Source organism: Streptococcus sp. HF-2466, from assembly GCF_015594645.1.
GTDB classification, from domain to species: domain Bacteria; phylum Bacillota; class Bacilli; order Lactobacillales; family Streptococcaceae; genus Streptococcus; species Streptococcus anginosus.
Genome location: NZ_JADNQU010000005.1, coordinates 75,791 through 98,105, shown reverse-complemented (window position 1 = coordinate 98,105; position 22,315 = coordinate 75,791). Strand labels below are relative to the sequence as shown.

Annotated in this window: 17 protein-coding genes and 5 pseudogenes; 3 read left to right on the top strand and 19 right to left on the bottom strand. The window is 40.2% G+C overall.

Features of this window, described 5'->3' with window-relative positions; all coding sequences use genetic code 11:
* Nucleotides 1-123: 123 nt before the first annotated feature.
* Nucleotides 124-852, bottom strand: coding sequence for a pseudouridine synthase (locus IYQ91_RS05710; protein ID WP_003030921.1), 729 nt, complete (start codon nucleotides 850-852; stop codon nucleotides 124-126).
* On the bottom strand, nucleotides 839-2,011 hold the full coding sequence (locus tag IYQ91_RS05705) for an MFS transporter (RefSeq protein ID WP_195673325.1): 1,173 nt from the start codon (nucleotides 2,009-2,011) through the stop codon (nucleotides 839-841). The genes IYQ91_RS05710 and IYQ91_RS05705 overlap by 14 nt, the downstream gene beginning before the upstream one ends.
* Nucleotides 2,012-2,269: 258 nt before the next feature.
* On the opposite strand from IYQ91_RS05705, the pseudogene IYQ91_RS05700 reads away from it, so the two are divergent.
* Nucleotides 2,270-3,513 (top strand): annotated as a pseudogene (locus IYQ91_RS05700) (ISL3 family transposase).
* Here IYQ91_RS05700 and IYQ91_RS05695 read toward each other — a convergent pair.
* Nucleotides 3,510-3,743 (bottom strand): hypothetical protein, encoded by a 234-nt coding sequence (locus tag IYQ91_RS05695; protein WP_041784048.1) that lies wholly within the window; start codon nucleotides 3,741-3,743, stop codon nucleotides 3,510-3,512. The pseudogene IYQ91_RS05700 and the gene IYQ91_RS05695 sit on opposite strands and share 4 nt — an antisense overlap.
* Nucleotides 3,744-3,999: 256 nt before the next feature.
* On the opposite strand from IYQ91_RS05695, the gene def reads away from it, so the two are divergent.
* Nucleotides 4,000-4,614, top strand: a complete 615-nt coding sequence (gene def / locus IYQ91_RS05690) for a peptide deformylase (RefSeq protein ID WP_049507817.1) — start codon at nucleotides 4,000-4,002, stop codon at nucleotides 4,612-4,614.
* Nucleotides 4,615-5,112: 498 nt separating this feature from the next.
* Here the strand turns inward: def and IYQ91_RS05685 are convergent, their stop codons facing one another.
* The 3 genes from IYQ91_RS05685 to IYQ91_RS05675 all read right to left on the bottom strand — a co-directional run bounded on the left by IYQ91_RS05685 (nucleotide 5,113) and on the right by IYQ91_RS05675 (nucleotide 10,193).
* Nucleotides 5,113-5,343 carry a GlsB/YeaQ/YmgE family stress response membrane protein gene (locus IYQ91_RS05685; RefSeq protein ID WP_106100006.1) on the bottom strand — a complete coding sequence of 77 codons (231 nt, stop codon included), beginning with the start codon at nucleotides 5,341-5,343 and terminating at the stop codon, nucleotides 5,113-5,115.
* A gap of 41 nt (nucleotides 5,344-5,384) precedes the next feature.
* Nucleotides 5,385-5,558, bottom strand: coding sequence for a hypothetical protein (locus IYQ91_RS05680; protein ID WP_164558140.1), 174 nt, complete (start codon nucleotides 5,556-5,558; stop codon nucleotides 5,385-5,387).
* A gap of 243 nt (nucleotides 5,559-5,801) precedes the next feature.
* A complete protein-coding gene (locus IYQ91_RS05675; RefSeq protein WP_195673324.1) occupies nucleotides 5,802-10,193 on the bottom strand; it encodes a PolC-type DNA polymerase III in 4,392 nt (1,463 codons plus the stop codon).
* Nucleotides 10,194-10,292: 99 nt separating this feature from the next.
* Here IYQ91_RS05675 and IYQ91_RS05670 point away from each other — a divergent pair.
* Nucleotides 10,293-10,424: pseudogene (locus IYQ91_RS05670) on the top strand (ISL3 family transposase); the annotation flags it as partial.
* 44 nt (nucleotides 10,425-10,468) lie between these two features.
* Here IYQ91_RS05670 and IYQ91_RS05665 read toward each other — a convergent pair.
* The 13 genes and pseudogenes from IYQ91_RS05665 to IYQ91_RS05610 all read right to left on the bottom strand — a co-directional run bounded on the left by IYQ91_RS05665 (nucleotide 10,469) and on the right by IYQ91_RS05610 (nucleotide 22,288).
* A complete protein-coding gene (locus tag IYQ91_RS05665) occupies nucleotides 10,469-11,326 on the bottom strand; it encodes a 5'-nucleotidase, lipoprotein e(P4) family (protein WP_024052405.1) in 858 nt (285 codons plus the stop codon).
* Nucleotides 11,327-11,495: 169 nt separating this feature from the next.
* Nucleotides 11,496-15,323 carry a pullulanase gene (locus IYQ91_RS05660; protein ID WP_195673323.1) on the bottom strand — a complete coding sequence of 1,276 codons (3,828 nt, stop codon included), beginning with the start codon at nucleotides 15,321-15,323 and terminating at the stop codon, nucleotides 11,496-11,498.
* Nucleotides 15,324-15,519: 196 nt separating this feature from the next.
* Nucleotides 15,520-15,984, bottom strand: a complete 465-nt coding sequence (locus IYQ91_RS05655) for a flavodoxin (RefSeq protein WP_195673322.1) — start codon at nucleotides 15,982-15,984, stop codon at nucleotides 15,520-15,522.
* Nucleotides 15,985-16,072: 88 nt separating this feature from the next.
* Nucleotides 16,073-16,168: pseudogene (locus IYQ91_RS05650) on the bottom strand (NAD(P)H-dependent oxidoreductase); the annotation flags it as partial.
* A pseudogene (locus IYQ91_RS05645) lies at nucleotides 16,165-16,760 on the bottom strand (TetR/AcrR family transcriptional regulator). The pseudogenes IYQ91_RS05650 and IYQ91_RS05645, both read right to left, overlap by 4 nt.
* Nucleotides 16,761-17,041: 281 nt before the next feature.
* Nucleotides 17,042-17,350 carry a hypothetical protein gene (locus IYQ91_RS10000; protein WP_224785087.1) on the bottom strand — a complete coding sequence of 103 codons (309 nt, stop codon included), beginning with the start codon at nucleotides 17,348-17,350 and terminating at the stop codon, nucleotides 17,042-17,044.
* Nucleotides 17,347-17,973 (bottom strand): LacI family DNA-binding transcriptional regulator, encoded by a 627-nt coding sequence (locus IYQ91_RS05640; RefSeq protein WP_229311693.1) that lies wholly within the window; start codon nucleotides 17,971-17,973, stop codon nucleotides 17,347-17,349. Before IYQ91_RS05640 ends, IYQ91_RS10000 begins: the two co-directional genes overlap by 4 nt.
* Nucleotides 17,974-17,998: 25 nt before the next feature.
* Nucleotides 17,999-18,772: pseudogene (locus tag IYQ91_RS05635) on the bottom strand (Cof-type HAD-IIB family hydrolase).
* Nucleotides 18,773-19,000: 228 nt separating this feature from the next.
* The gene (locus IYQ91_RS05630) at nucleotides 19,001-19,474 is read right to left on the bottom strand and encodes a sigma-70 family RNA polymerase sigma factor (RefSeq protein WP_022525268.1); all 474 of its coding nucleotides are present in this window, start codon (nucleotides 19,472-19,474) and stop codon (nucleotides 19,001-19,003) included.
* Between the two features lie 215 nt (nucleotides 19,475-19,689).
* Entirely contained in the window at nucleotides 19,690-20,115 is a 426-nt protein-coding gene (gene nusB, locus IYQ91_RS05625; RefSeq protein ID WP_003026303.1) for a transcription antitermination factor NusB, read from the bottom strand.
* Entirely contained in the window at nucleotides 20,108-20,497 is a 390-nt protein-coding gene (locus IYQ91_RS05620; protein WP_006269324.1) for an Asp23/Gls24 family envelope stress response protein, read from the bottom strand. Before IYQ91_RS05620 ends, nusB begins: the two co-directional genes overlap by 8 nt.
* Before the next feature lie 110 nt (nucleotides 20,498-20,607).
* Nucleotides 20,608-21,168: an elongation factor P gene (efp, locus tag IYQ91_RS05615; protein ID WP_003026309.1), complete on the bottom strand. Its 561-nt coding sequence runs from the start codon at nucleotides 21,166-21,168 to the stop codon at nucleotides 20,608-20,610.
* 58 nt (nucleotides 21,169-21,226) lie between these two features.
* The gene (locus IYQ91_RS05610; RefSeq protein ID WP_195673320.1) at nucleotides 21,227-22,288 is read right to left on the bottom strand and encodes a M24 family metallopeptidase; all 1,062 of its coding nucleotides are present in this window, start codon (nucleotides 22,286-22,288) and stop codon (nucleotides 21,227-21,229) included.
* Nucleotides 22,289-22,315 lie beyond the last annotated feature (27 nt).

Below are 22,315 nucleotides of genomic sequence, written 5' to 3'. Positions count from 1 at the left end.
TTTCTTTACGCTTCATCCGAGTGTTAGGCTTGGCCCACCTAATACCAAGAAAAAGTTATTTGTCTTTAACGACATCCTTATTCTACCAAGAAGGAAAGGTTTTGTCAAATGGGACATTCCGACTTAGAGTTCTACACCAAAAATAGTGAGTTTTTCTAATTCTTCTTTTGTCAAACGACGGAAAGCCCCTAATTCCAAACGCTCATCCAGCATAAGCGGTCCCATAGAAAGGCGTTCCAAATCTGTTACCGTTTTTCCGCAAGCCTGAACCATTCGCTTCACTTGGTGAAATTTTCCTTCAGAAATTATAATCTCCACCAGAGAAGTTTGCTGCTCTTCATTCACTTCTAATATGGTCAGTTTTGCAGGCTGACAGGTAAAGTCTTTGAGCTCTATCCCTGCTTCAAAACGCTCTGCATCTTTTTCAGTCATAATCCCATCTACCTTTGCACGGTAAACTTTTGCTACATGCTTTTTAGGAGACAGCATAGCGTGAGCCAAAGCTCCATTATTGGTTAATAACAAAAGACCATGAGTATCAATATCGAGCCGTCCAACTGGAAAGACTTCTTTCTGACGTGCATTTTCATCCAGCAAATCCAAAACCGTTCGATGCTTATCATCTTCAGTAGCAGAAATGACACCTTTGGGTTTATTTAAAAGATAATAGACAAATCTTTCATAGACTAGAACTCGGTTATTGACCGAAATTTCGTCCTGATTTTCATCTATTTGCACTTTCGCAGATGTTTCTATTTTTCCATTCACCAAAACTTGCTTCTTTTTCAATAGTTGCTTGACTTCTGTTCGTGAGCCAAAGCCCATTTCTACTAAAAACTTATCTAATCGCATCTTTTTCCTCATTTTGTTGATGAGTGACAAAAACAGCTAAAATGGATACTGCTATCATGAGAACTCCTAATACACTAAAAATAAAGGTTGGAACAGAAGAAATGATTCCAATCAAGGATAGGACGAATGTTGACACCGAAGCACCACTACTGCAACCCAAGACAACAATCGCTGTTGCGCGATTGACCAAATGGGCAGGAATTTTCTCTGATACAATATGAAATACAGCTGTTAGAGATACGCTATAAGCAAAACCAGCCAACAGAGCACTTAAACTTAAGAACCAAATGTGGCTCGAAAAGCCAATCATCACTTGACTGAAACCAAAAACAATTCCCGTTACTGTCAATAAGCGATTTTTCAGTAAACTCACTAGACTAGCAAAGCTAACACCAGCTAAAATCCCGATAAGCTGCATACAGCTGAGAATCAAGCTCGCTGTTTCAGCACTTCCCATTTTATTCTGTAAGACAAGACTTGGAATACGTAAATTGATAGCGACATTGGTACACACAATCATTCCAGCTATAAAAGCCAACAATATGCTTAAACGCACTTGTTTTGTGGTCATTTTCTGAGCAGACTTGAGATGCTTATGTTTGTCTGTTTTGCTTTTTTCGTAAGGAACAAACAAAAGATACAATGCTAAAACAATAAAGCCAACTGTATAAACCAGAAAAGTAGTTGTCCAACCAAAACGCAAAAGTTGCCCAACCGCTAAAGTCAACAAAGCCATCCCAACAACTTCTGCTGACCCACGGTAGCCCAACATCTGCACACGCTCTCTCCCTTGGAATCGCTCACTAATAATCGCAATTGCTCGAGGGTTCATCATCCCTAGACCTAAACCAAAAACAAATCGCGAAGCAAAAACGAGACCATAAGCTTGATTGAAAAATGGGATGAGGCCACAAATAGAAAACAACAATAGTCCTAGTATAATCATTTGCCGCTCAGATAAAAAACGCTCCAAAATACTATTAAAAATCAGCAAAGACATAATCCCAATGGACGGCAAGGAGACTAATAACTCTACTTGACTAGAGGAATAATTCTTATAAAACTGAGACATTGCTGGTAAGGCGCTGGAAATTGAAAATGCCGTTGTTAACACAAATGATAAAGCCAGAATACTAGCTTTCTCCATGAATCTTTTCATCTTATCTTCTTTCTAAAATCACACTATCCCTATCATACAGTTTTTTATGAAAAGACGCAATCTGATAATCCACAAAGTTAAAGCAAACACCCCCTAAGTTGCTATTTTTATATCAACTTAAGGGGAAACTTTATAGGCTCTATAATTTCTGTAGTGGGTAACACCACCGCAGAGATTATGGAGTTATTTTTGTGTATACAAAAAGTCCCCTATGACCTATAATGAAAAGCGTTTAGACAACTCATTAGAAAGACTCATATGGAACAACTCGGTTTTATCACAAAACTTCTTGGAATTAAAGACCAAAATATCAAAATAGACAATCTTTTTGATGGCGGTACTCACAAAGAAATTATGGCCCGCCTTGACTACGATGCCCCTCCATGCCCTGCCTGCAAGGGACAGATGACCAAATACGACTTCCAGAAACCTTCTAAAATCCCTTATCTGGAGACAACGGGATACAAAACTCTTATCCGACTCAAAAAGCGTCGCTTTCGCTGTAAGAACTGTGGAAAAATGGCTGTCGCCGAAACCTCCCTCGTCCAGAAAAATCACCAAATTGCCGCCGCAGTCAAACAAAAAATCGCTCAATTACTGGTTGAGAAACAAGCCATGACTGATATTGCCCACAGGCTCTCTATCTCAACTTCAACCGTCATTCGCAAGCTCAAGGAATTCAAATTTGAAACGAACTGGCAGAGACTGCCAGAGATTATGAGCTGGGATGAGTATCGCTTCAAGAAAGGGAAGATGAGCTTTATCGCTCAGGATTTTAATACCAATGAGATCCTGACCATCCTGGACGGCAGAACCCAAGCGGTCATTCGAAATCATTTTCTACGCTATCCTAGACAGGTTCGTAGGAGGGTCAAAGTGATGACCGTGGACATGTTCAGTCCTTACTATCAGCTGGCCAAGCAGCTTTTTCCGCATGCCCAAATCGTTCTGGATCGTTTTCACATTATCCAGCACCTCTGCCGGGCTATGAACCGCGTCCGCATCCAAATCATGAACCAATTCGACTGAAAATCTCAGGAATACCGAACTTTCAAACGCTACTGGAAGCTCCTTCAACAGGATAGCCGCAAGCTTAGCCATAAGCGTTTTTACAGACCAGCTTTTCGGGCTCATTTAACCAATCAGGAGATTCTTCATAAACTGCTCAGCTATTCAGATCAACTTCGATTTACCAGCTTCTGCTCTTTCACTTTCAGGAAAAGCAAGCTGATCATTTCTTCGATCTGATTGAGGAGATTATTTCGGATGTTCACCCGATTTTTCAGACAGTCTTTCGGACTTTCCTGAAGGACAGAGACAAGATTACCAACGCCTTGGAACTACCCTACTCCAACGCCAAGCTGGAAGCAACTAACAATCTCATCAAGGTCATTAAGCGAAACGCTTTTGGATTCAGGAACTTTGACAACTTTAAGAAACGCATTCTCATCGCTTTGAACATCAAAAAAGAGAGAACGAATCTCGTCCTCTCTCAATCTTAGCTTTTCATTAACCCACTACAGTTGACAAAGAGCCGAATTTGGTCAAATTGATAGGTTCTTAAAACTTCTACTAAAATGGTTTCTTTTGTTTTCGGAAAAACTGTCAATTTTAATTTTTTTGAACTTTTTAAATCTGTTTCTCCCAAAAGATAAACCGTATCCTTTGGAAAAGCTTCTTGTATAAACTTTTTGGTTACATATCCCGTATTTCCAAATAGTAGAATTTTCAATTTTTTGTTCCTCCTAAAAAGTAATTTATTTTGTTACTAATAATATTTTAGGTGTCCAACTAAATATCATACATATTTTTGCTAAAAATATCAAGCAAAATAGACTAATTTTTTACTAATTTATTTCGTGTTTTCTCCACATATTCATTACACGCTATTTCGATTTCTTTCTTTCTCCTTTATTTTGTGTTATATTTATCATATACAAAGAATTTAATTTGGAATAGAAATCCATTTTTAGAACGAAGGAGAAAACATGTCTGTTATTGAAAAATTAACAAAACCAGCTCACTTGATTGATATGAATGACATCATTCGTGAAGGAAATCCAACGCTTCGGGCAGTCGCTAAGGATGTCACCTTTCCACTTACAGAGCAAGAAGTTATCTTGGGTGAAAAAATGCTCCAATTTTTGAGAAATTCACAAGACCCTGCAACTGCTGAAAAAATGGGACTTCGTGGTGGCGTTGGTCTAGCTGCACCTCAGCTAGATCTGTCAAAGCGGATTATTGCTGTATTGGTGCCAAACCTGCCAGACAAAGAGGGCAATCCACCAAAGGAAGCCTATGCTTTGCAAACGGTTATGTACAACGCTAAAGTAGTGGCACATTCTGTTCAAGATGCCGCACTCGCTGAAGGGGAGGGCTGCTTGTCAGTTGACCGTGAAGTGCCTGGTTATGTCGTGCGCCATGCACGCGTCACTATTGAATATTTTGACAAAGAAGGTGAAAAACACCGTATCAAACTCAAAGGATACAACTCAATCGTGGTTCAACACGAGATTGACCACACCAACGGCATTATGTTTTACGACCGCATCAACGAAAAAGATCCTTTCGCGATCAAAGAAGGCATGTTAGTGATTGAATAATAAATAAAAGGGAATCTCTGATATAACAGCATTCCCAATTAAAATTTCTTTATAAAAGCACTATAACTCAAGAATACAAATAAAAAGAACAACTTTGGCTTCTGATAAACAGAAAATCAAGGTTGTTCTTTTTTGTAGTTATCGTGTGAATCTGTCTCAGACGCACTCCTTTATGATGACAAGCAATTTTAACGCAACTGCTATCGCACAAAACAAAGCACCGTTTTGAGGTGGTAGATAGAACTTGTGAAGCAAGTCTCATCTTCATTCGCCTTTGAAACTCCAAAGAGCAATTTTGATGAAACCTTCGTTTTCTGCATTCACTATCTAAACAGTCTGAAAAACAGTTAAGTCGCCTTATGGGGCGAGACTATACAGAACATTTTGTACCGAAGCCTTGAAATAAGAAAGCTGAGATTAACATTTTCGAATTTTAATTCCTTTGTGGGCGACTGCACTAGCAATTGTAGGTATCGGTCTCACTCCTATTTTTAGAAGTCAGCTTCCTCTTTCCCAGAAAATAGCTAAAAGAATAATCGCTCCCAACACAGACGGTATAACCGCTGTATCTGACAGATGAGGTCCCCAGTTACCAAAGAGCATTTGCCCAAGCCAGGCCCCAAACCAACCTAGTAAGATCTTGCCAATACAACCCATTCGTTCCCCACGATTGGTGATTGCTGCTGCAATCAGACCAATAATGAAGCCGACAAACATACTTCCAATCATTTAGTTATCCTTCCTGATTATTCACAACTGGTACTATTGCATTATTTTTTATGCCAACAATAATTTTTCTTGTTTTTGAAAGAACAGGCACGACTTGCTAGCACAGCCAAACTGACCAATACTACCGAAGCAAGAACAGTCTTTCCAGAAAATTCAAGCGCATAATGAAAATCTCTTTGGGATTTTTTATCTTCAGCTGAAATCATTAACTTCATAATGTATCCTTTCTATTTGTAAATAGCTTACAAAGAACAACAAGAATCTATAAATTTTGTAAAAAATTTTACAAGTAGTAATTTTGAGGCAGAACCTTTCAAAAAACAGCTAGCTACTCGCAATAAATCATTACCATGAAAGATTGCAAAATCAATCATATTTCGCAAATGAATAAGCAAAAATTCTAGTTTAGTGGCAGCTGCCGTTGATGAAATTCCTGTCTTTCATCAAAAGAAGAAGTTTTAGAATAAATCGTCAAAGAGACTGAGCTGATTGTCTTCTGGCATATTGACTAGAATACCCATTTCATCCATTTTATCGACTAGAGTAGTGGACAAGCCGCCACGCTTGCGCAATTCGGTTTTTGAAAGAAATTCTCCTTCTGCACGCGCTTTAACCAATTGTTTTGCAACGTTGTCTCCCAATCCATCCATAGCAGAAAATGGAGGAATTAAGCTATCTCCGTCAATAAGAAATTCTGTCGCATCACTCTTATAAAGATCGAGTTTGCCAAATTTGAAGCCTCTCTCCAACATTTCATTGACGATTTCTAGAGTTGTATAAAGGTCAATTTCAACATTGGAAGCTTCATTATTTTTGCGTTTTTCAGAGATTTCGTTCATCTTGCGCTTCACTGCATCTAGTCCATTACTCATGACTTTGATGTCAAAGGCTTTGGCACGGATAGAAAAGTAGGCACAGTAGTAATAAATTGGATGATGCACCTTGAAATAGGCCACCCGCAAGGCCATCATCACATAGGCAGCCGCGTGAGCTTTGGGGAACATGTATTTAATCTTTCCACAAGATTCAATATACCACTCAGGTACATTGTTTTCCTTCATAGCAGCGATGTAGCCATTTCTTTCCTCATCAGAAATTTTGAGCCACATGCCTTTCCGCACCCGTTCCATAATAGTAAAGGCCATTTTAGGCTCTAAGCCCTTGTGCATCAGATAGACCATAATGTCATCCCGACAACCGATAACGGTGGACAGGTCAGCAATTCCCTGCTTAATCAAATCTTGTGCATTGCCCAGCCATACATCGGTACCGTGAGACAAGCCTGACAATTGGAGCAATTCCGCAAAGGTCGTTGGATGAGTCTCGTCTACCATACCTCGCACGAAATTAGTTCCAAATTCAGGAATCCCCAGCATACCAGTCGGCGTGCCAATCTGCTCCTGCGTTACTCCGAGAACATCTGTCCCAGAAAAGAGAGCCATCACTTCTTGATCGTCCATTGGAATTTCATTGGGGTCAATACCTGACAAATCCTGCAATTTCCGAATCATGGTCGGGTCATCATGACCGAGTACATCTAGTTTTAAGACATTTTCATCAATATCATGGAAGTTAAAGTGAGTTGTTTGCCATTCAGCAGTCAAGTCATCTGCTGGGTATTGAACCGGCGTAAAATCATAAACATCCATGTAATTTGGAATAACGACGATTCCTCCTGGGTGCTGTCCAGTCGTTCGTTTGACACCTGCTGCACCTTGCGCTAATCGTTCTACTTCTGCATCACGATAAAATTTATTATAATCCCGCTCATAACCTTTCACAAATCCATACGCTGTTTTGGCAGCAACTGTACCAACAGTACCCGCACGAAAGGCGTATTCTTCACCAAAAATGTCTCGGACATCCAAGTGGGCACTGGGTTGATCTTCACCAGAAAAGTTCAAATCAATATCGGGTACCTTGTCACCATCAAAACCAAGGAAGGTTTCAAAGGGAATATCTTGTCCATTTTTACTCAATTTATGTCCACAATGTGGGCAATCTTTATCTGGCATATCAAAGCCTGAACCGTAAGAACCGTCCGTAATAAATTCTGAATACTGGCATTTGCCACAAACATAGTGAGGAGATAAAGGGTTTACCTCAGTAATCCCAATCATGGTCGCCACAAAACTAGAGCCGACCGAACCACGTGAACCCACCAGATAGCCACGCTCATTTGAACGCTGTACCAACATTTGCGAAGCCAGATAAATCACGGCAAATCCATTCCCCAAAATGGAGGATAATTCCCGCTCAATTCGTCGGTCTACAATATCTGGTAGTGGATTTCCATAAATTTCAAAGGCTTTGGCATAAGTCATCTCAGCGACTTTTTCCTCTGATTTGTCAATAAATGGTGTATAAAGGTCACCTTTCACCACCTCAATCGGTTCAAAGGTTGCTGCCAATTGATTTGGATTATCAATAACCACCTGCCGAGCTAATTCTTCACCTAAGAAGGCAAACTCATCCAACATTTCATTGGTTGTGCGGAAATGCGCTTTTGGAAGTGGAGCTGGTTGAGCATTTTCGCCATGCCCAATGGTACGGTTAATCATCGCCCCTTGCCCTAGACTACGGACAATAATTTCCCGATAAATTTCTTCTTCAGGCTCGATATAATGCACATCACCTGTAGCAAGAACAGGCTTGTCTAATCGATTTCCCACTTCAATCAAATTTTTGATAATGGTGTGAAGCTCTTCGACATCCTTAACCTGCTCTTTGGCAATCAACGGTGCATAAATTGCTGGAGGCATGATTTCAATAAAATCGTAGTATTTTGCGACTTCCACTGCAGCATCAACGCCTTGCGAAACAACTGCGTCAAACACTTCTCCTTCCGAGCAGGCTGTTCCTAAAATCAAGCCTTCTCGGTACGCATCCAAAACTGTTCGCGGGATCCGCGGTACGCCTTCAAAATACTTTGTATTAGACAAACTGACTAATTTAAAAATATTCTTCAAACCCGTTTGATTTTTTACATAAATTGTAGCGTGTTTGACCCGCGCTTTTTTATAGGAGTTTTCATCCACCAAATCTGTGTTTAGCTTTTGAAGATTGGTGACCCCTCGTTTTTCTGCCGCATCGTTAATGAAAATAAAGAGCAGGCGTCCTGTCGCTTCCGCGTCATAATTAGCCATGTGATGATGATCAAGCGATACTTGAAAACGCTTAGTCAATGGTCCCAAACCGTGGCGCTTGTATTCTGGGTAGAGATTACGGGCAAACTCCAAGGTATCAATGACTGGTTGCGTGATCTGTGGCAACCCATGCCGTTCATAATTGACATTCATAAATCCCACGTCAAAAGTGGCATTGTGGGCAACGAGCACCGTATCTTGACAGAAGTCTTGAAATTCCCGCAAGACCTGCTCGAGCGGCTTCGCATTTTTGACATGCTCGTCTGTAATCCCCGTCAAATCTGTCGTAAAGGCACTCAAAGGATGACCTGGATTGATAAACTCGTCAAACTCGGCAATGACATTCCCCTTGTACATCTTACTTGCCGCGACCTGAATCAAGTCATTGTAAATAGCAGACAAACCGGTAGTTTCCACGTCAAAGACAACATAAGTGGCTTCCTTGAGCTCCATATCCACTTCGTTATAGGTAATAGGAACTCGGTCTTCCACGATATTAGCTTCCATGCCGTAAATCAGCTGAATACCAGCTTTTTTAGCAGCTTTATAGCCATGCGGAAAGCTCTGTACATTGCCGTGGTCAGTAATCGCAACTGCCTTATGTCCCCACTTAGCGGCTGTCGCAATCAATTCCTCCACTTCTGGAAGAGCATCCATGGTTGACATGTTGGTGTGCGCGTGAAATTCAATCCGCTTCTCACCTTCTGGCATCAAGTCTTTCCGCTCATAATGTGTCACTTCTTGCACATCTTGGACATTCATGGTCAAGTCATGCGTGAAGTTATTCATTTCAATATTGCCACGCACACGCAACCAAGAATTTTTCCTAATGATGTCAAATTTTTTGGCTTCTTCTTCGTTTTTAAACCACTTCTGAAGGGCAAAACTAGAAGTATAATCAGTCATCTTAAAGTTAATCAGCACACGCCCTGTGCGAGTAACTTTTTGCTCAAGATCAAAGACCATACCTTCAAAGACAATGCGATTTTCCTCGGTCTGGATGTCAATCATCTGCGTAATCTCTGCCTTGTCCAGCTTTGGTCGAGCAGCCGCTTTTCGTGCTTGAAAATCAGAGTAGCTTGGTTTTTCCTCAGCTGGTGGTGCCATTTGTTGCAGCGCTTCGACAGCTTTTAGCGCCTCGTCATTAGCCGCTTGCACAATCTTTTCTTTTTCAGCTTGGAAAGTCTCAACTTGTTGCTGAGTTAAGGCGTCACTTGCTTTGACCCGACAGTGAAAATGCGGAAAGCCAAACTTCACCAATTGCTTGGCTAAATTTGGCAAATGGGTTTTCCGAAAATGCTCCGTATCAATACTGGATGGCCCCTCAATCCAGAGCTGATCGCCCTCAGCATGCACCTGTAGCTGTTGGTACATACTACGAAAGCCTTGACTAGCACAAGGTCCTTCTGTAAAAGCCTCTTTGTAATAAGCCTGCAACAGCTCCTCTGTAAAATCTTGATTGACAGCCTTAATTTCAAAAATAGCTTGGTTGCCCGTCTTAGAAAATTCTTCATTTAAACGTTTTTTTAATTCTTGAAACAACTCAATGGGTAAAATTTCTCCAAAAGCAAACTGAAATTCCCAAACATGACTGACGGTATGCACTAAAACTTGCTCAATTTCTGCATGTAAAAAGGCACTTGATTGTCTCATATCAAGTGGCATATCAATTTGATTCATTAAAATTTCAAACGTAGATGACATCTTTTTTCCTCGTATTGTAATGAAACTATTTTACCATAAAACAAATGAATTTTCGATTAAAAAATAGATAAGGAATATCCCTCATTGTTTTTAATATAAACCAATCATCTCATCAAGGACATCAAATGCTAAGCTTTTGGTTTCCGGAACTTTGACAATTTTAAAACGAAAATTCTCATCGCTTTGAACATCAAAAAAGAGAGAACCAATCTGATTCTCTCTCGCACTTAGCGATAGGTTACCCACTACAGTTGACATTGAGTCTGTTTTCCCTTTTATTTTTTATATCCTTCTAATGCTTTTTGACGTTCTTCAGTTTGGCCTTTCGCATCTAATTTTTTACCTTTATAAACAGTGCTTTCCCATGAACCGTACATTGGATTTGGGAAGATGATGAACTTTTCACCGAATTCGTTCTTTAATTCTTCTAATTTCTTACTTCGTTCTTCTGCTGATGTTTTTGAGAAATCCGCAAAGTCAACGAGGTTATCACCTAAAAGCATGGCCAAATTCGTCGTTTCTTGTACTTTCTGACGGCGACCTTCTTTTGATTTCACACCTTTTTCTAAGAACATCAAATGGTCTTTCCCTTGTACTGGAATGCCTTCTTTTTCCAAATTCTTAATTGTCGCATCTACCTGACTCGCATCACGGTCAGAAACATAGTAGATTTGAACACCGTTTTGATGTGCATACTGGAGAAATTCTTTGGCACCAGGAACCGCCTTAGCTGAAGCCTTTTTCACCCATGCATCCCAATTTTTAGGATTAAAGGCCGTACCGTCTTTGACATTTTGAACTTGATAAGGACTGTTGTCTAATACTGTTTCATCTAAGTCAAGAACGATTGAGTAAGGCTTATCTGTCGGTTTTTGCAACAATTCTTTCAAACGATTCGTTGCAACATTATAACCTTGCAGGTACAGCGCTTTAGCTTCATCTGACTTTTGATACCAAAGAGTGGACATGGTATTTTCCCTTGACCGCAATTGGTCATAAGTCATGGTGACTTTACTGTCAGATGTGTTACTTTGCGCAGCCTTATTGTCTGTCGTCTTCGTTCCACAGCTGGTCAATAAAATAACCGAAGCAAGAGCAGAGAAAATTGTGATTGTGGCTTTAGATGATTTCATAAAACCAATCCTCCTAATATTAATCTATCAAAATTATAGCGCTTTCATAAAGACGTTGCAAGATATCTGTCTAAATGTAGGAGAAAAATAGATTTGCAAAAGACAGTTAACAAGTTCATCTAAAATAATGAGCTGTAAGGAGCTTAGAATCCCTACAGCTCATGAACCTTCAATCTTTATTTCTTTTTTTAAGGACAACTACACTTGATAACAACAAGCCAATTCCTGCTAGCACGCCAGCAATGGAAATTGTCGTCCCTGTGGACGGTAAAGTCTTATCTGCTTTTCCAGCTCCTGCTTGCTGTTGCTGCGTCTGACTAGCTGAAGTATTTGACTGTGTTGACGAAGTCGTTGTTTGACCAGACTCTCCTTTCGGCGTAGAAGGCTTGGTTTGATTTTGTTCTTCTTTTGGTTTTTCTTGATTTGGTTTGCTATTTTTTTGAATGCGTAAAATCGTCGCTGTCAATGGTGCTAAGGTAACCCCATCTGCTCCTAAGGTCACACCAGCTGGATTTGAAATAGCCGTTACCCCTGCGGTATTACCGTCTGCTACGACTTGAGCATTTGCCAAATGCTTGTAGGCTTCGCCAAAGTTAAACTTCCGCTCCTTGTTATCCGCATTAACAAAGACAGCGTAAATGTCTCCATTTGAAGCCACAACTTGGTATCCAAGAACCGTATCCTCTTTTTCAACCCCGTCTTTGCCCGGCTGAGTGATTAAAGTGACATTTTGATCGACTTCGGCTTTGGTCTTGCGTGTAAAGGCATCTGTTGACTTCCGCAAAGCAATCAGCCCTTTCACATAGTCGCGGCTCTTCGTATTCTCAGGGAATTTGTCACTGTTTGTTGCCTTCGTCCAGTCAAAATGATTGACTGCATCGCTCGAATCATAAGAGTCGTGGATAAAGTAAGGATATTCAAATGGTGTTCCGTCCGCATTGGTCAGCAGGTGTGATTTATTTGGTACTTTGTCTTCTGAAACCGGATATTTATAAGCTGGGTCACGGAATTGCTTGGTTCGTCCGTATTCTTGCCCAGAGTGAAGGAATGGCGTACCTTGAGAAGTAAGGACCATTAGATTGCCCAAACGCAGGCGACGGTGAATTTCTTTATTGTTCGCTGCGATAGCTGGATCTTTTTTAATGGATTGAGCAATCACATCAAAGAGGGTCAAATTATCATGCGCAGCAATGTACTGAATCACATCTCCCGGATCATCTGCTTCAAAATTCGTTGGTTGCGCCTTGATGTTTTTGAAAACATCTTCGACATTGCGTTTTCCACCTGTGATAAAGGCAGGCGCTCCTTCGTTCGGATAACCAGATTTCAAGGTATTTCGAATATCATCTGAGAATACACCGACTGTATCGGTAGATTTCATCCAAGATTGATCCGCTGGTTGGACTGGTTTATTTTCATCTCCAGCGTAAGTCTTCCACCCCTCACCTAGCATCACCAGATTTGGATTGAGCTTTTTAGCCTCCTCATACGCTTTTTGAATGGATTCTGCATCGTGATCTCCCATCATATCAAAACGGAAGCCATCCACTTTGTATTCGCTCGTCAAATATTTGATAGAATCCACCAAAACACGACGGCTCATGTAGTGCGTCGTTCCCAAACGTCCGCCACCAAAACTAGTTCTAGGAGTGCCGTCTGCATCCATAAAGTGATAGTAATTCGGCTCTAAATCTTCAAAAATAGAGGTCTTTGCCGTGTGATTATAAACCACATCCATAATCACACCCATTCCGCGCTTGTGAATTTCATGAACAAGATTTTTAAATTCTTCAATACGCTTAGCTGGATCTGTCGGATTGGTTGAATACATTCCTGTCAAGGAGAAGTAGTTTTGTGGATCATAACCCCAGTTGTAGTTGCTATTGCTAGAAGCATACTTGTCCAATCTCTCGGCATTTTTCAATTCATTGACAAAATAATAACTTAAAACCGGCAGTAACTGAATATGAGTGACCCCAAGTTCTTTTAAATAGTCCAATTTTTCAACGAAAGCTGAGAATGTTCCAAATTGAGACTTCAAATCCTTAGAAATAGCTGCGTCAGAAGTAAAATCACGGACGTGCGTTTCGTAGATAACTGCATCCCCCCGACTCTTGAAGCCTGGAATGTTCGCATAGGCCAGATTTTTCGGACCAAGCTCACTTGGGTCAACAAAGGCTGCCTTTGCAATCTTGTAAGACTCACCTTTTTCGGCATCTTCGCTGTTCCAAGCTGCCAAAGATTTGGCATACGGATCCAAAGCTAGTACTTTTTTATCACCTCGCGTGATTTCATAATGATAAAAATAACCGCGATAATCCTTAATTCCTAGATTTGTTTGCGATGTCAATGTTGTCTTCCAAGTACCAGCTTCTCCTTTTGTCATCGCTACCTTACCAACTACTTTGTTCTGATCATTTTTATCATAAACAACCAAATCTACCTGATCCGCACTTGGTGACCAAAAGGTAACATCCACTTTCGTGCCTTTTTGGCTAACACGCGCACCCAATTCACCATCATATTTGTAGAGACTATCCTTCAACTGCCAATTCATACTGGTTTTAAATTGGTCGTTGCCATACTTTACCGTATAAGGAGCTTGCGCTTGTCCAAAGTCTCCTATGATTTTTGCTTTCTTTGTTTTGGGATCAAGCACAATGTCTTTCACAACCACTTCTTTACTATCCTTGTCTGTAATTTTTAGATTTTTTAAAATATCTTCTTTTTTGGCATTTTCAAGAGTTGAAAAAGTTGCTTCAATCTCTGTCAAGCTGACATGCTGGGCTCCTGTCATACGAATATCATTAACAAAATAAGGATTCGTATAAATGTTTGGATCTGCATCACGAAGGAAAATTTGACTATTTTTCTTCAAATTTGTCAGATTATAATCCTGCGGTTGAATCTTTACATCGTCACCTGATTTGCTTTCATCTAAAAGCAGAAAACCAATTGCTTTTGCAGCATCTTTTAAAGGAACATCTACATAGCGACCATACTTGCCTGTTTTTTCGGAATCCACTCCGTCAGGCCAATTTTTGCTAGGATTTCCTACATCTCCCCAAAGCCAAAGAGACTTCTTGTCATAATTCCCGTCTGTCCGATAATAATTGACTCGCACCATGCCCTCTTTTAGAGGCTCATAGGTATGAGGATTGTAATCCTTGTCAAACCAGACCTCATTCATATTCGGGCTGAGCAATTCAATCGTCTTGTCACCTGTTAGATTTGTACCTGCTGTATTATTGATTAAGAGACTAATCTTGCTCCGTTTTTGTGCCATTTTGATATCAAGATAATAGCCATAATCATCCTTTTTAGCCGTTGAAAAGCTGGTTGCTCCTGTTGGCCAGCTACCTTTTTGGCTGGAAGGTGTTTCCACATCATCCCAGGTCCACAAGCCAAGACTAGCTAAATTCTCCGACGGAAGTGTCTTAAAATGCAGACGAATGCTGCCCTCTTCAATTTTGTCTTCTTTAGCTGGCGTCGCAGCTGATGCAACTTTCTCAACAGGCTTCGTTGCCGTTTTTTCTTCTGCTGCTTGTGCAGTTTCCTTTTCCGTTGCTTGAGCTTCCGTACTTGAATCTGTCGTTGAAGCTGGGGTATTTTCTCTTACGGAGTGAGCTTGGGTCAAGTCAAGTTTTTCTGATGAGCTTTCCTCAGTTGAAGCTGTACGTGAAGAATTGGCAACACTAGATGTTGACAAAAGCGAGCTGGTTGCTTGCCCTTGATTTTCCGACTTTTCCGAAACGACTGCTTGATGATTCGTCACTTCTACTTTATCAGACCGCTCACTTGTTGGTGATGTTGGTTGCACCGTTTCAATAGATGTGTTTTCGACACTATTTGCTTCCTCTGCTTGCGCTAAGACATTCCCCGCCAAAAAAACACTAGCAGAAATAGCAATAGACGCTACCCCTACTTTTAATCTGCGGATTCCAAAATGCTGACGCTTCTCAGCTGTTCGAGATTGTAAACGATAAACTTTCTTCATAAAAAGAAAACTCCTTTATTTTTTAGTTGCACAAATATTTTTAGGCTAGTGCAAACGTTTTCTGTAGATGTTATATACATTTATCAACAAAATGTAAAGGTTTTCAAACAAAAGATCTCTGTTTTTTTGACAGAGATTAAATGTGTTTTCTATTTTATTTATGTAAGTTGCTTTTAACAGCCAACTTAGCGTCCACTTAAAATCCAATACTCGCTAACCATTTAGTGGCTTCTGTTTGGTTAGACAATACACGCCCTCGAGCGCTATTTTTCACCATTTGATCAATGACCGCTTGAGCTTCACTATAAGTAGAGCCACCAGAAGTTGCGAAAGTTGCAACCCGTTTGCCAGCTAAATTCAGATTTTCCATTACTGTCTGAATAATACGTGGCGGACGTCCCCACCAAATTGGATGGCCAATAATGACTTGGTCATACGATGTCAAGTCAGGTAGCTCGCCTTTATAGGTAGGACGAGCACTTTCATCGCCTTGTTCGATATTAGCGCGACTTGTTGGATTATTCCAATTCAAGTCGGCATTCGTATAAGGAACAGCTTCTACGATTTGGTAGACATCAGTACCTAATTTACTAGCAATGACTTCTGCTACTTTTTCAGTCGTGCCTGTTTTTGAAAAATAAAGAATAATTGTTTTTGCCATGATAAACCTCCTTTTGTAGCTATCATTTAGCAGCTTTGCAGTTATCGAAAACACTGACTGTTTTCCAAACTTATTTTAGATTTTCTCAAGAATGCGCTTCAGAAAGATTGGTTTGGACTTGCTTGAGAATAGCACCGTTAAAACCTTGAGGGTTTGGATGAGTAAAAACAATTAAGATTTTCATGACCGTTCTCCTTTTATATAGACATCAAGCATATGCTCAATGTTAGTCTGGATGGCTTTGTTGTCAAGGTCACGTCCAATGGGACTGTTCGCCAAAACAGCAAGACCTGAAATAAAACTCCAAAAGTGAGACAGTATTTCAGCTTCGCTGTTGGTAAAGCCTTCATCCTTACGAAGCTCTAAAACAATCCGTTTAAATGCAGCGAATCCTGGCAAATCAGAATCCAGCGAAATAGTATCCTGAGTGACTTTTATATACTTAAAAGGAAATTTAATAAAGAGGGCTTCAAAGAAATAGGGGTAAGCCTTCGCAAAGATGATAAAGTTAAAGCCCATTTGGGCCAGTTGATTCCGCGCAGAAGCCTTCCAATCGATCTCTTTTTGGATTTCTTGGTTGAGAAAAACAGAAAGGCGTTTTAAAACGACTTTTAAATAGTTTTCTTTACTTTCAAAATGCCGGTAAGGAGTGCCGTGAGTAACACCGCAGGATTTAGCGACAGTCCTCAGTGATAGTTGGTCGATACCATGGTCTTCAATCTCTTTAATCCCCGTCTGGATCAGTCTTTTTTTAACTCTGCCGTATTTCGTTTCATTTTTTCCCTCAAAAAGTATACAATGTCTACTTTTTCTTGTCAATATTTTCTGTTTAGAAAAATTTCAGTAAAAAAGAGGATGGGACAAAAGTCCAACCTCAAATATAAAAAGCGAACAAAACTAGTTTTCTGGCAATCAGAATTCTGCTTTGTTCGCTTGTCGCATTTAATTATAGATTTGAAGGGCTTAATAATTAAGATTTTTAAAAATTGAAATCTTTTTGTCCCAAACTCTTCTTCTTTATTAAATAAGTAAGCTAATTTGAAAAACAACAAGTCTCTTATCGCTGGATAAACTCTGATTTGAACACAATGGTTTTTTTCTCTTCAGATAAAACTCGCTTGAAACTTTCCTGACCCAGCTGATAGGATTTGTTGTCAATGGTAGAAAGACCCAGAAGGCGTCCAGCCAGCATATTTTCTTGCCCCATAATGAAGGGTAGCTGTTTCCCAGCTTCCTCATAAACCTGCAAAAACCCTGCTGCCATGTCATCCCCATTTGAAAAAATACAGTCAATCTCCGGGTGTTGCCAAAGTTCGGAAGCTTTCTGATAAGCATCCTCTTCTATAGCAACGTCTTCAATAATCACCGGTTCATGCTCCGAGCCGTAGACTTCATCATAAGCCTCCCTGACCATACGATAGGTGGAACTGCGTTTGTCTTTACGGGTGAAATAAGGGCTAAATGTTGATAACCCAGTTCCTTCAACCAGCGAAAAGCTTCTCTGCAAGCTGGTTTGCGATCCACATAGACACTACTCAGTTGAGAATGATTTACCGTTTCTAAGCAGACAATATTTCCGTACTTAGCATAGGAAGCAATGGTTTCCAAACCTATGCTTCGTGAGGTGAAAATCAAATGATCAAAAGCCTGACCTCGCAATTGTTCCAGGTACTGAAGCTCTAGTTCTTTGTCATACTGAGACGGCAAAAGCAGCAAATTATAGGCACTTCTCTGCGCTTGATCCAACATGCCGTTGATGAGCTTGGTAAAATAAGTGTGACGCACATGAGGAATGACTACACCCACTTTATAAGTATTGCCCAAACTCAGTTCTTTTGCGACTAGATTTGGAGTATAGTCCAGTTCTCTGACAATTCGTAGGATTTTCTCCCGTGCCTCATCTGACACATATGGGTGATTGTTGAGCACGCGCGACACACTGGACACCGAATAGCCGCTCAACTTCGCTATTTCTCGAATATTGGTCATCAAGTTCCTTTCTGATTTTCAACACTTAACTGACGAGATACCTGTGAATTCCGTAACCAACTCCGTCCTCATCGTTACTCTTGGTAATTTTAAAAGCATGTGCCTTCACATCTTTAAAGGCATTGTCCATGACAATCGGAAAACCAACCATTTCTAGCATCGGAATGTCATTGTGACCATCACCAAAGGCAGCTGTTTCTTCTTTTTTTAGATTTTCTTTCCGACTAATGTAATCAATCCCTGATGATTTTCGAGCTTCTTTGCTAATGATTTCTAAATAAAACCGACCAGAACGCAGAATTGTAACACTAGTTAGTCCTAGACTATTCAGATAAGTCTGCAAATCTTGCATTTCTTCCTCTTCAAAACTAATCATCATGATTTTAAACAGATTATCACAAGCTGAACTTCATCATGAACCTGAGTCGGTGCCTGATGAGTCAAGTCGTATTCGTAACAAATTCTTTCATCTACTGTATCACAATACCAATGATTCAAGTCATAATAACTGAGACTTGACCTGCTGAAAATGCTACCGCACCGCCTGTAAAATCGTTGCCGCGGTCTGCTTGAAAATAATCTTGGTGTGCAGCGGACGAATTTGATGATTGACAACCTCATAAATCAAACCACCATTAAAGCCCACTTGCGGACCTTGCAAACCCAACAATTCAATAGCCTCACGCATCTCCATTGGCGCACGCGCAGAGACCAGCGTAATCGGAATATCTGCTCTGCGAATGCGTCTGGCATTCCTTTCGGAAACTTGCCCCTTTGAATTTAAAAGTGCCCCATCCATATCAGTAAAAATACGTTTAATCGTTCTTGTTTGCATGATTTTTCTCTCCTTTTCTTTATGGATTTGCGCTCCACTCCGAGTTCAAATCTTATTTCTTCGCTAGCTTGACTTCATTGTACAATCTGGAACGCGTTCCATGTCAAGAGGAAAATGAAAAAAAGTGAATTAAATTTTTTAGAGGTAGCAAAATGAAAATGACCTTTAAAAAGGGAAAAGTTCTGACTTAGTTTAATCACTATAATCTTTTAAGTAGGCTCTTAATTCTCGAATCATCGCTTGGCGGCCTTTGAACCGTTCATCGGCTAGTAAGCGTTCGTACTGCTCCTGTTTCTCTGGGCTCAGTTGAGCTTGATAGCTCTTTAGCTGGTCTCGGAGAATCACCAGTTCATCCAGATACAACTCTTTCAGGCTGAGCTTGTGACCAATCTCACTCACTTCCTCATAAGCTTGACGATCAAGTTTGCGTTTTTGACTTTCCTGTTTACGGAGGATGTCTAGGATATGATTGCGGAACTTGGTCTTATAGTAAACATAGAGCTGATGATCTTCTTCTACTAGCTGCGGATAGCGACTCACCAACTGATAGAGCACCAACATGCCCTCTTGTTCCCAATCGCTTAATTCCCACAGGTGGACATAATATTCCCGACGGCACTTTAGTACAATTCCTCTTACCTTGGCATATAACTCCTTGAACTCCATCTTCTTCTCCTTCTTTTTGTTTGCCTTTTAAGGATAACATGAAGGAGAACCCTTTGGTTTTCTTCTATCTATTTTTTATCTTATTGCATCTCTTCTGGGTCTCGTGAGCAGCATCCCTGTCACTTCAGAGGTTTTCTGAAGCTGTTCAGCGAAAAAAATGAAAAAGAGAGAACGAAGTTCGTCCTCTCAATTCTATATTCATTTCTTCTTAAAAATTATTCTATAACAAATTTACTTAAAATACCATTGATAAACTTGCTCGATTTTTCATCTGAGAATTTCTTAGATAGCTCAATTGCTTCATTGATTGCGACTAGTTGAGGGGTATCAAACTCTGTCATCTCAAACAATCCCAAGCGAAGAATATTTTTTTCTATCAATGTAAGACGTTCCAAAGTCCAACCTTCTTTTAGGTACTGGCTAAGCTTGTCATCCAACTCGTTTTTAGACTGTTCAACACCCATGACAAGGTTCAATAAAAAGGCTGGAAGTTCCACATCAGAATCGTTTGTCATATCTTTATCATAGAGATATGCAAAACGACACGCTTCTACAATGTCTTTTTCATATTCCAAACTCATTAATGCTTGAAATGCACGTTCACGTAGTTCTCTTCTTGCTTCCAGTTGTACATCAGTCATTGAGGAAATCCTCATCGAACAAATCTTTTAAATCTGGTTTTGGTGTTTTTTCAGGCACAATACCCGCCACATGGATGTTCACTGCGGATAATTCAACTTCTGCCATATCAGAAACAGCACTTTTAACGGCTTTTTGAATAGCAACAGCTACTGCTGGCACCCCGACACCGTATTCTAAGTATAAATAAATGTCAACAGTTACTTCGCCATCACTGGCGGTATGAAGATAGACGCCACGTCCTAAAGAACGTTTTGCAAGACTGTCAGACATGCTTTTATTTGCGAAAGAGTAAACACCGTCCACTTTAGCCGTTGCAATGGCAATAATTTTTTCTAAGACACGTGGTGCGATAACGATTTCGCCTAATTGTTCAGTTACCATAACTTGTCCTTTCTTAAGACACAAAGACATTCAAGGAGTCTGCACAATATTTGTCAGGCTCTCAGTCTGAGTTTGATAGTAATTTAAGAACTTCTAGTTCTTAGCATAAATTATGCACGAGAAACGTAAGTTCCTTCTTGCGTATTGATAATCAATTTTTGCCCAACTTCGATAAAGTCCGGTACGTTGACCACAAGACCTGTTTCAAGAGTAGCTGGCTTACCAGAACCTGTTACCGTTGCTCCTTTAATAGAAGGTTGTGTGTCTGTTACGACTAATTCTACAGTCGTTGGAACCGTAACACCGATAACTTCGCTTCCGTAGAATTGAATTTTCACTTCTGAATTTTCAAGGATAAATTTCAATTCTTGCTCTACATTCGCTACTGGGATTTCATATTGCTCAAATGACTCTGTATCCATGAAATAAGCTGTGTCATCCATTTGGTATAAGTATTGTGCTGGGCGCGTTTCAATAATTGCTTGTTCAAATTTTTCTTCAGGACGGTAAGTTGTGTCAAAAGTCGAACCTGTGCGTACATCCCGTAATTTCATACGCATAACAGTATTCCCTTTACCTGGTTTATGGTGGCTTGCTTCAAGGACACGAATCAATTTTCCGTCCGTTGTTTCAAACGTCATACCAGCTTTCAGCTTACTTGCTTCAATCATTATTATTACCTCTTTTAAAATAGATTTCTCTTTATTTTATCATAAACATTGACAATTCTCAAATAACAATTAACTCTTTTGGCGCAAGCGTTAAAAGCTCACAACCTGTGTCTGTGATGAGAATGTCATCTTCGATCCGCACACCGTATTTTCCGTCCAAATAAATACCTGGCTCATCTGTTAAGACCATACCTGCTTCAATCGGCTCAGAGGATTTCCCAAAATAAGGAATCTCATGAATATCAAGACCAATCCCGTGTCCAATCCCGTGTGTGAAATATTGTCCGTAACCTGCATCGTTAATCACTTTGCGCGGTACTTGATCAAACTCAATACGACTCATACCAGCTTTCGCCGCTTCAATCAGAGCTTGGTTGCTCCGTAATACAATATCGTAAATCTCGCGCTCCTCATCCGTCACATGACCAACATGAATGGTTCGCGTCATATCGCTAACATAGTGATTATAATAACAACCAAAATCCATTGTCAAGGTTTCACCTGTTTGAATGACCTTCTCGCTAGCTACTCCATGCGGCATAGCAGAGCGATAACCTGATGCAATAATAAAGTCAAAAGAGGCTCCCGATGCGCCCAGTTGCCGCATGCGAGCATCTAAAAAGTTCATAACTTGTAGCTCCGTTGTTTGCCCCGGCTTGATAAAATCCAAGACATCTAGAAAGGCTTGGTCAGAAATTTGACAAGCTTTTCGAATCGTGGCAATTTCTCCTTCATCTTTGATCATGCGTAGATTTTCAATGAAAGCAGTCATTGCTGTCAGCTTATAATCTGAAAAAAGTTCTTCGAGAGTTTTGAAAGAATGATAAGAAATTTCGTCATCAAATCCAATAGTCTTTATTTTATCATCTGCAATGATCTTCGCAATTTCTGACAAAGCATCACGCGTTTCAATAATATCAAATCCTTTGACCACACCTTTGGCAATCAAGGTATAGCGTGAGTCGGTCAGAAAAATTCGGCGATTCTTGCTGATAAAAACAGTTGCTTCAGTTCCGCTAAAACTCGTCAGATAATAGATATTTTTAAGATTGGTCACAAGGACAGCATCACAATCCGTTTGCGCAAGTGCTGCTTCTAATTTATTTACTCTTGATAACATAAAAATTCCTCCGTAAAATGATTCAAT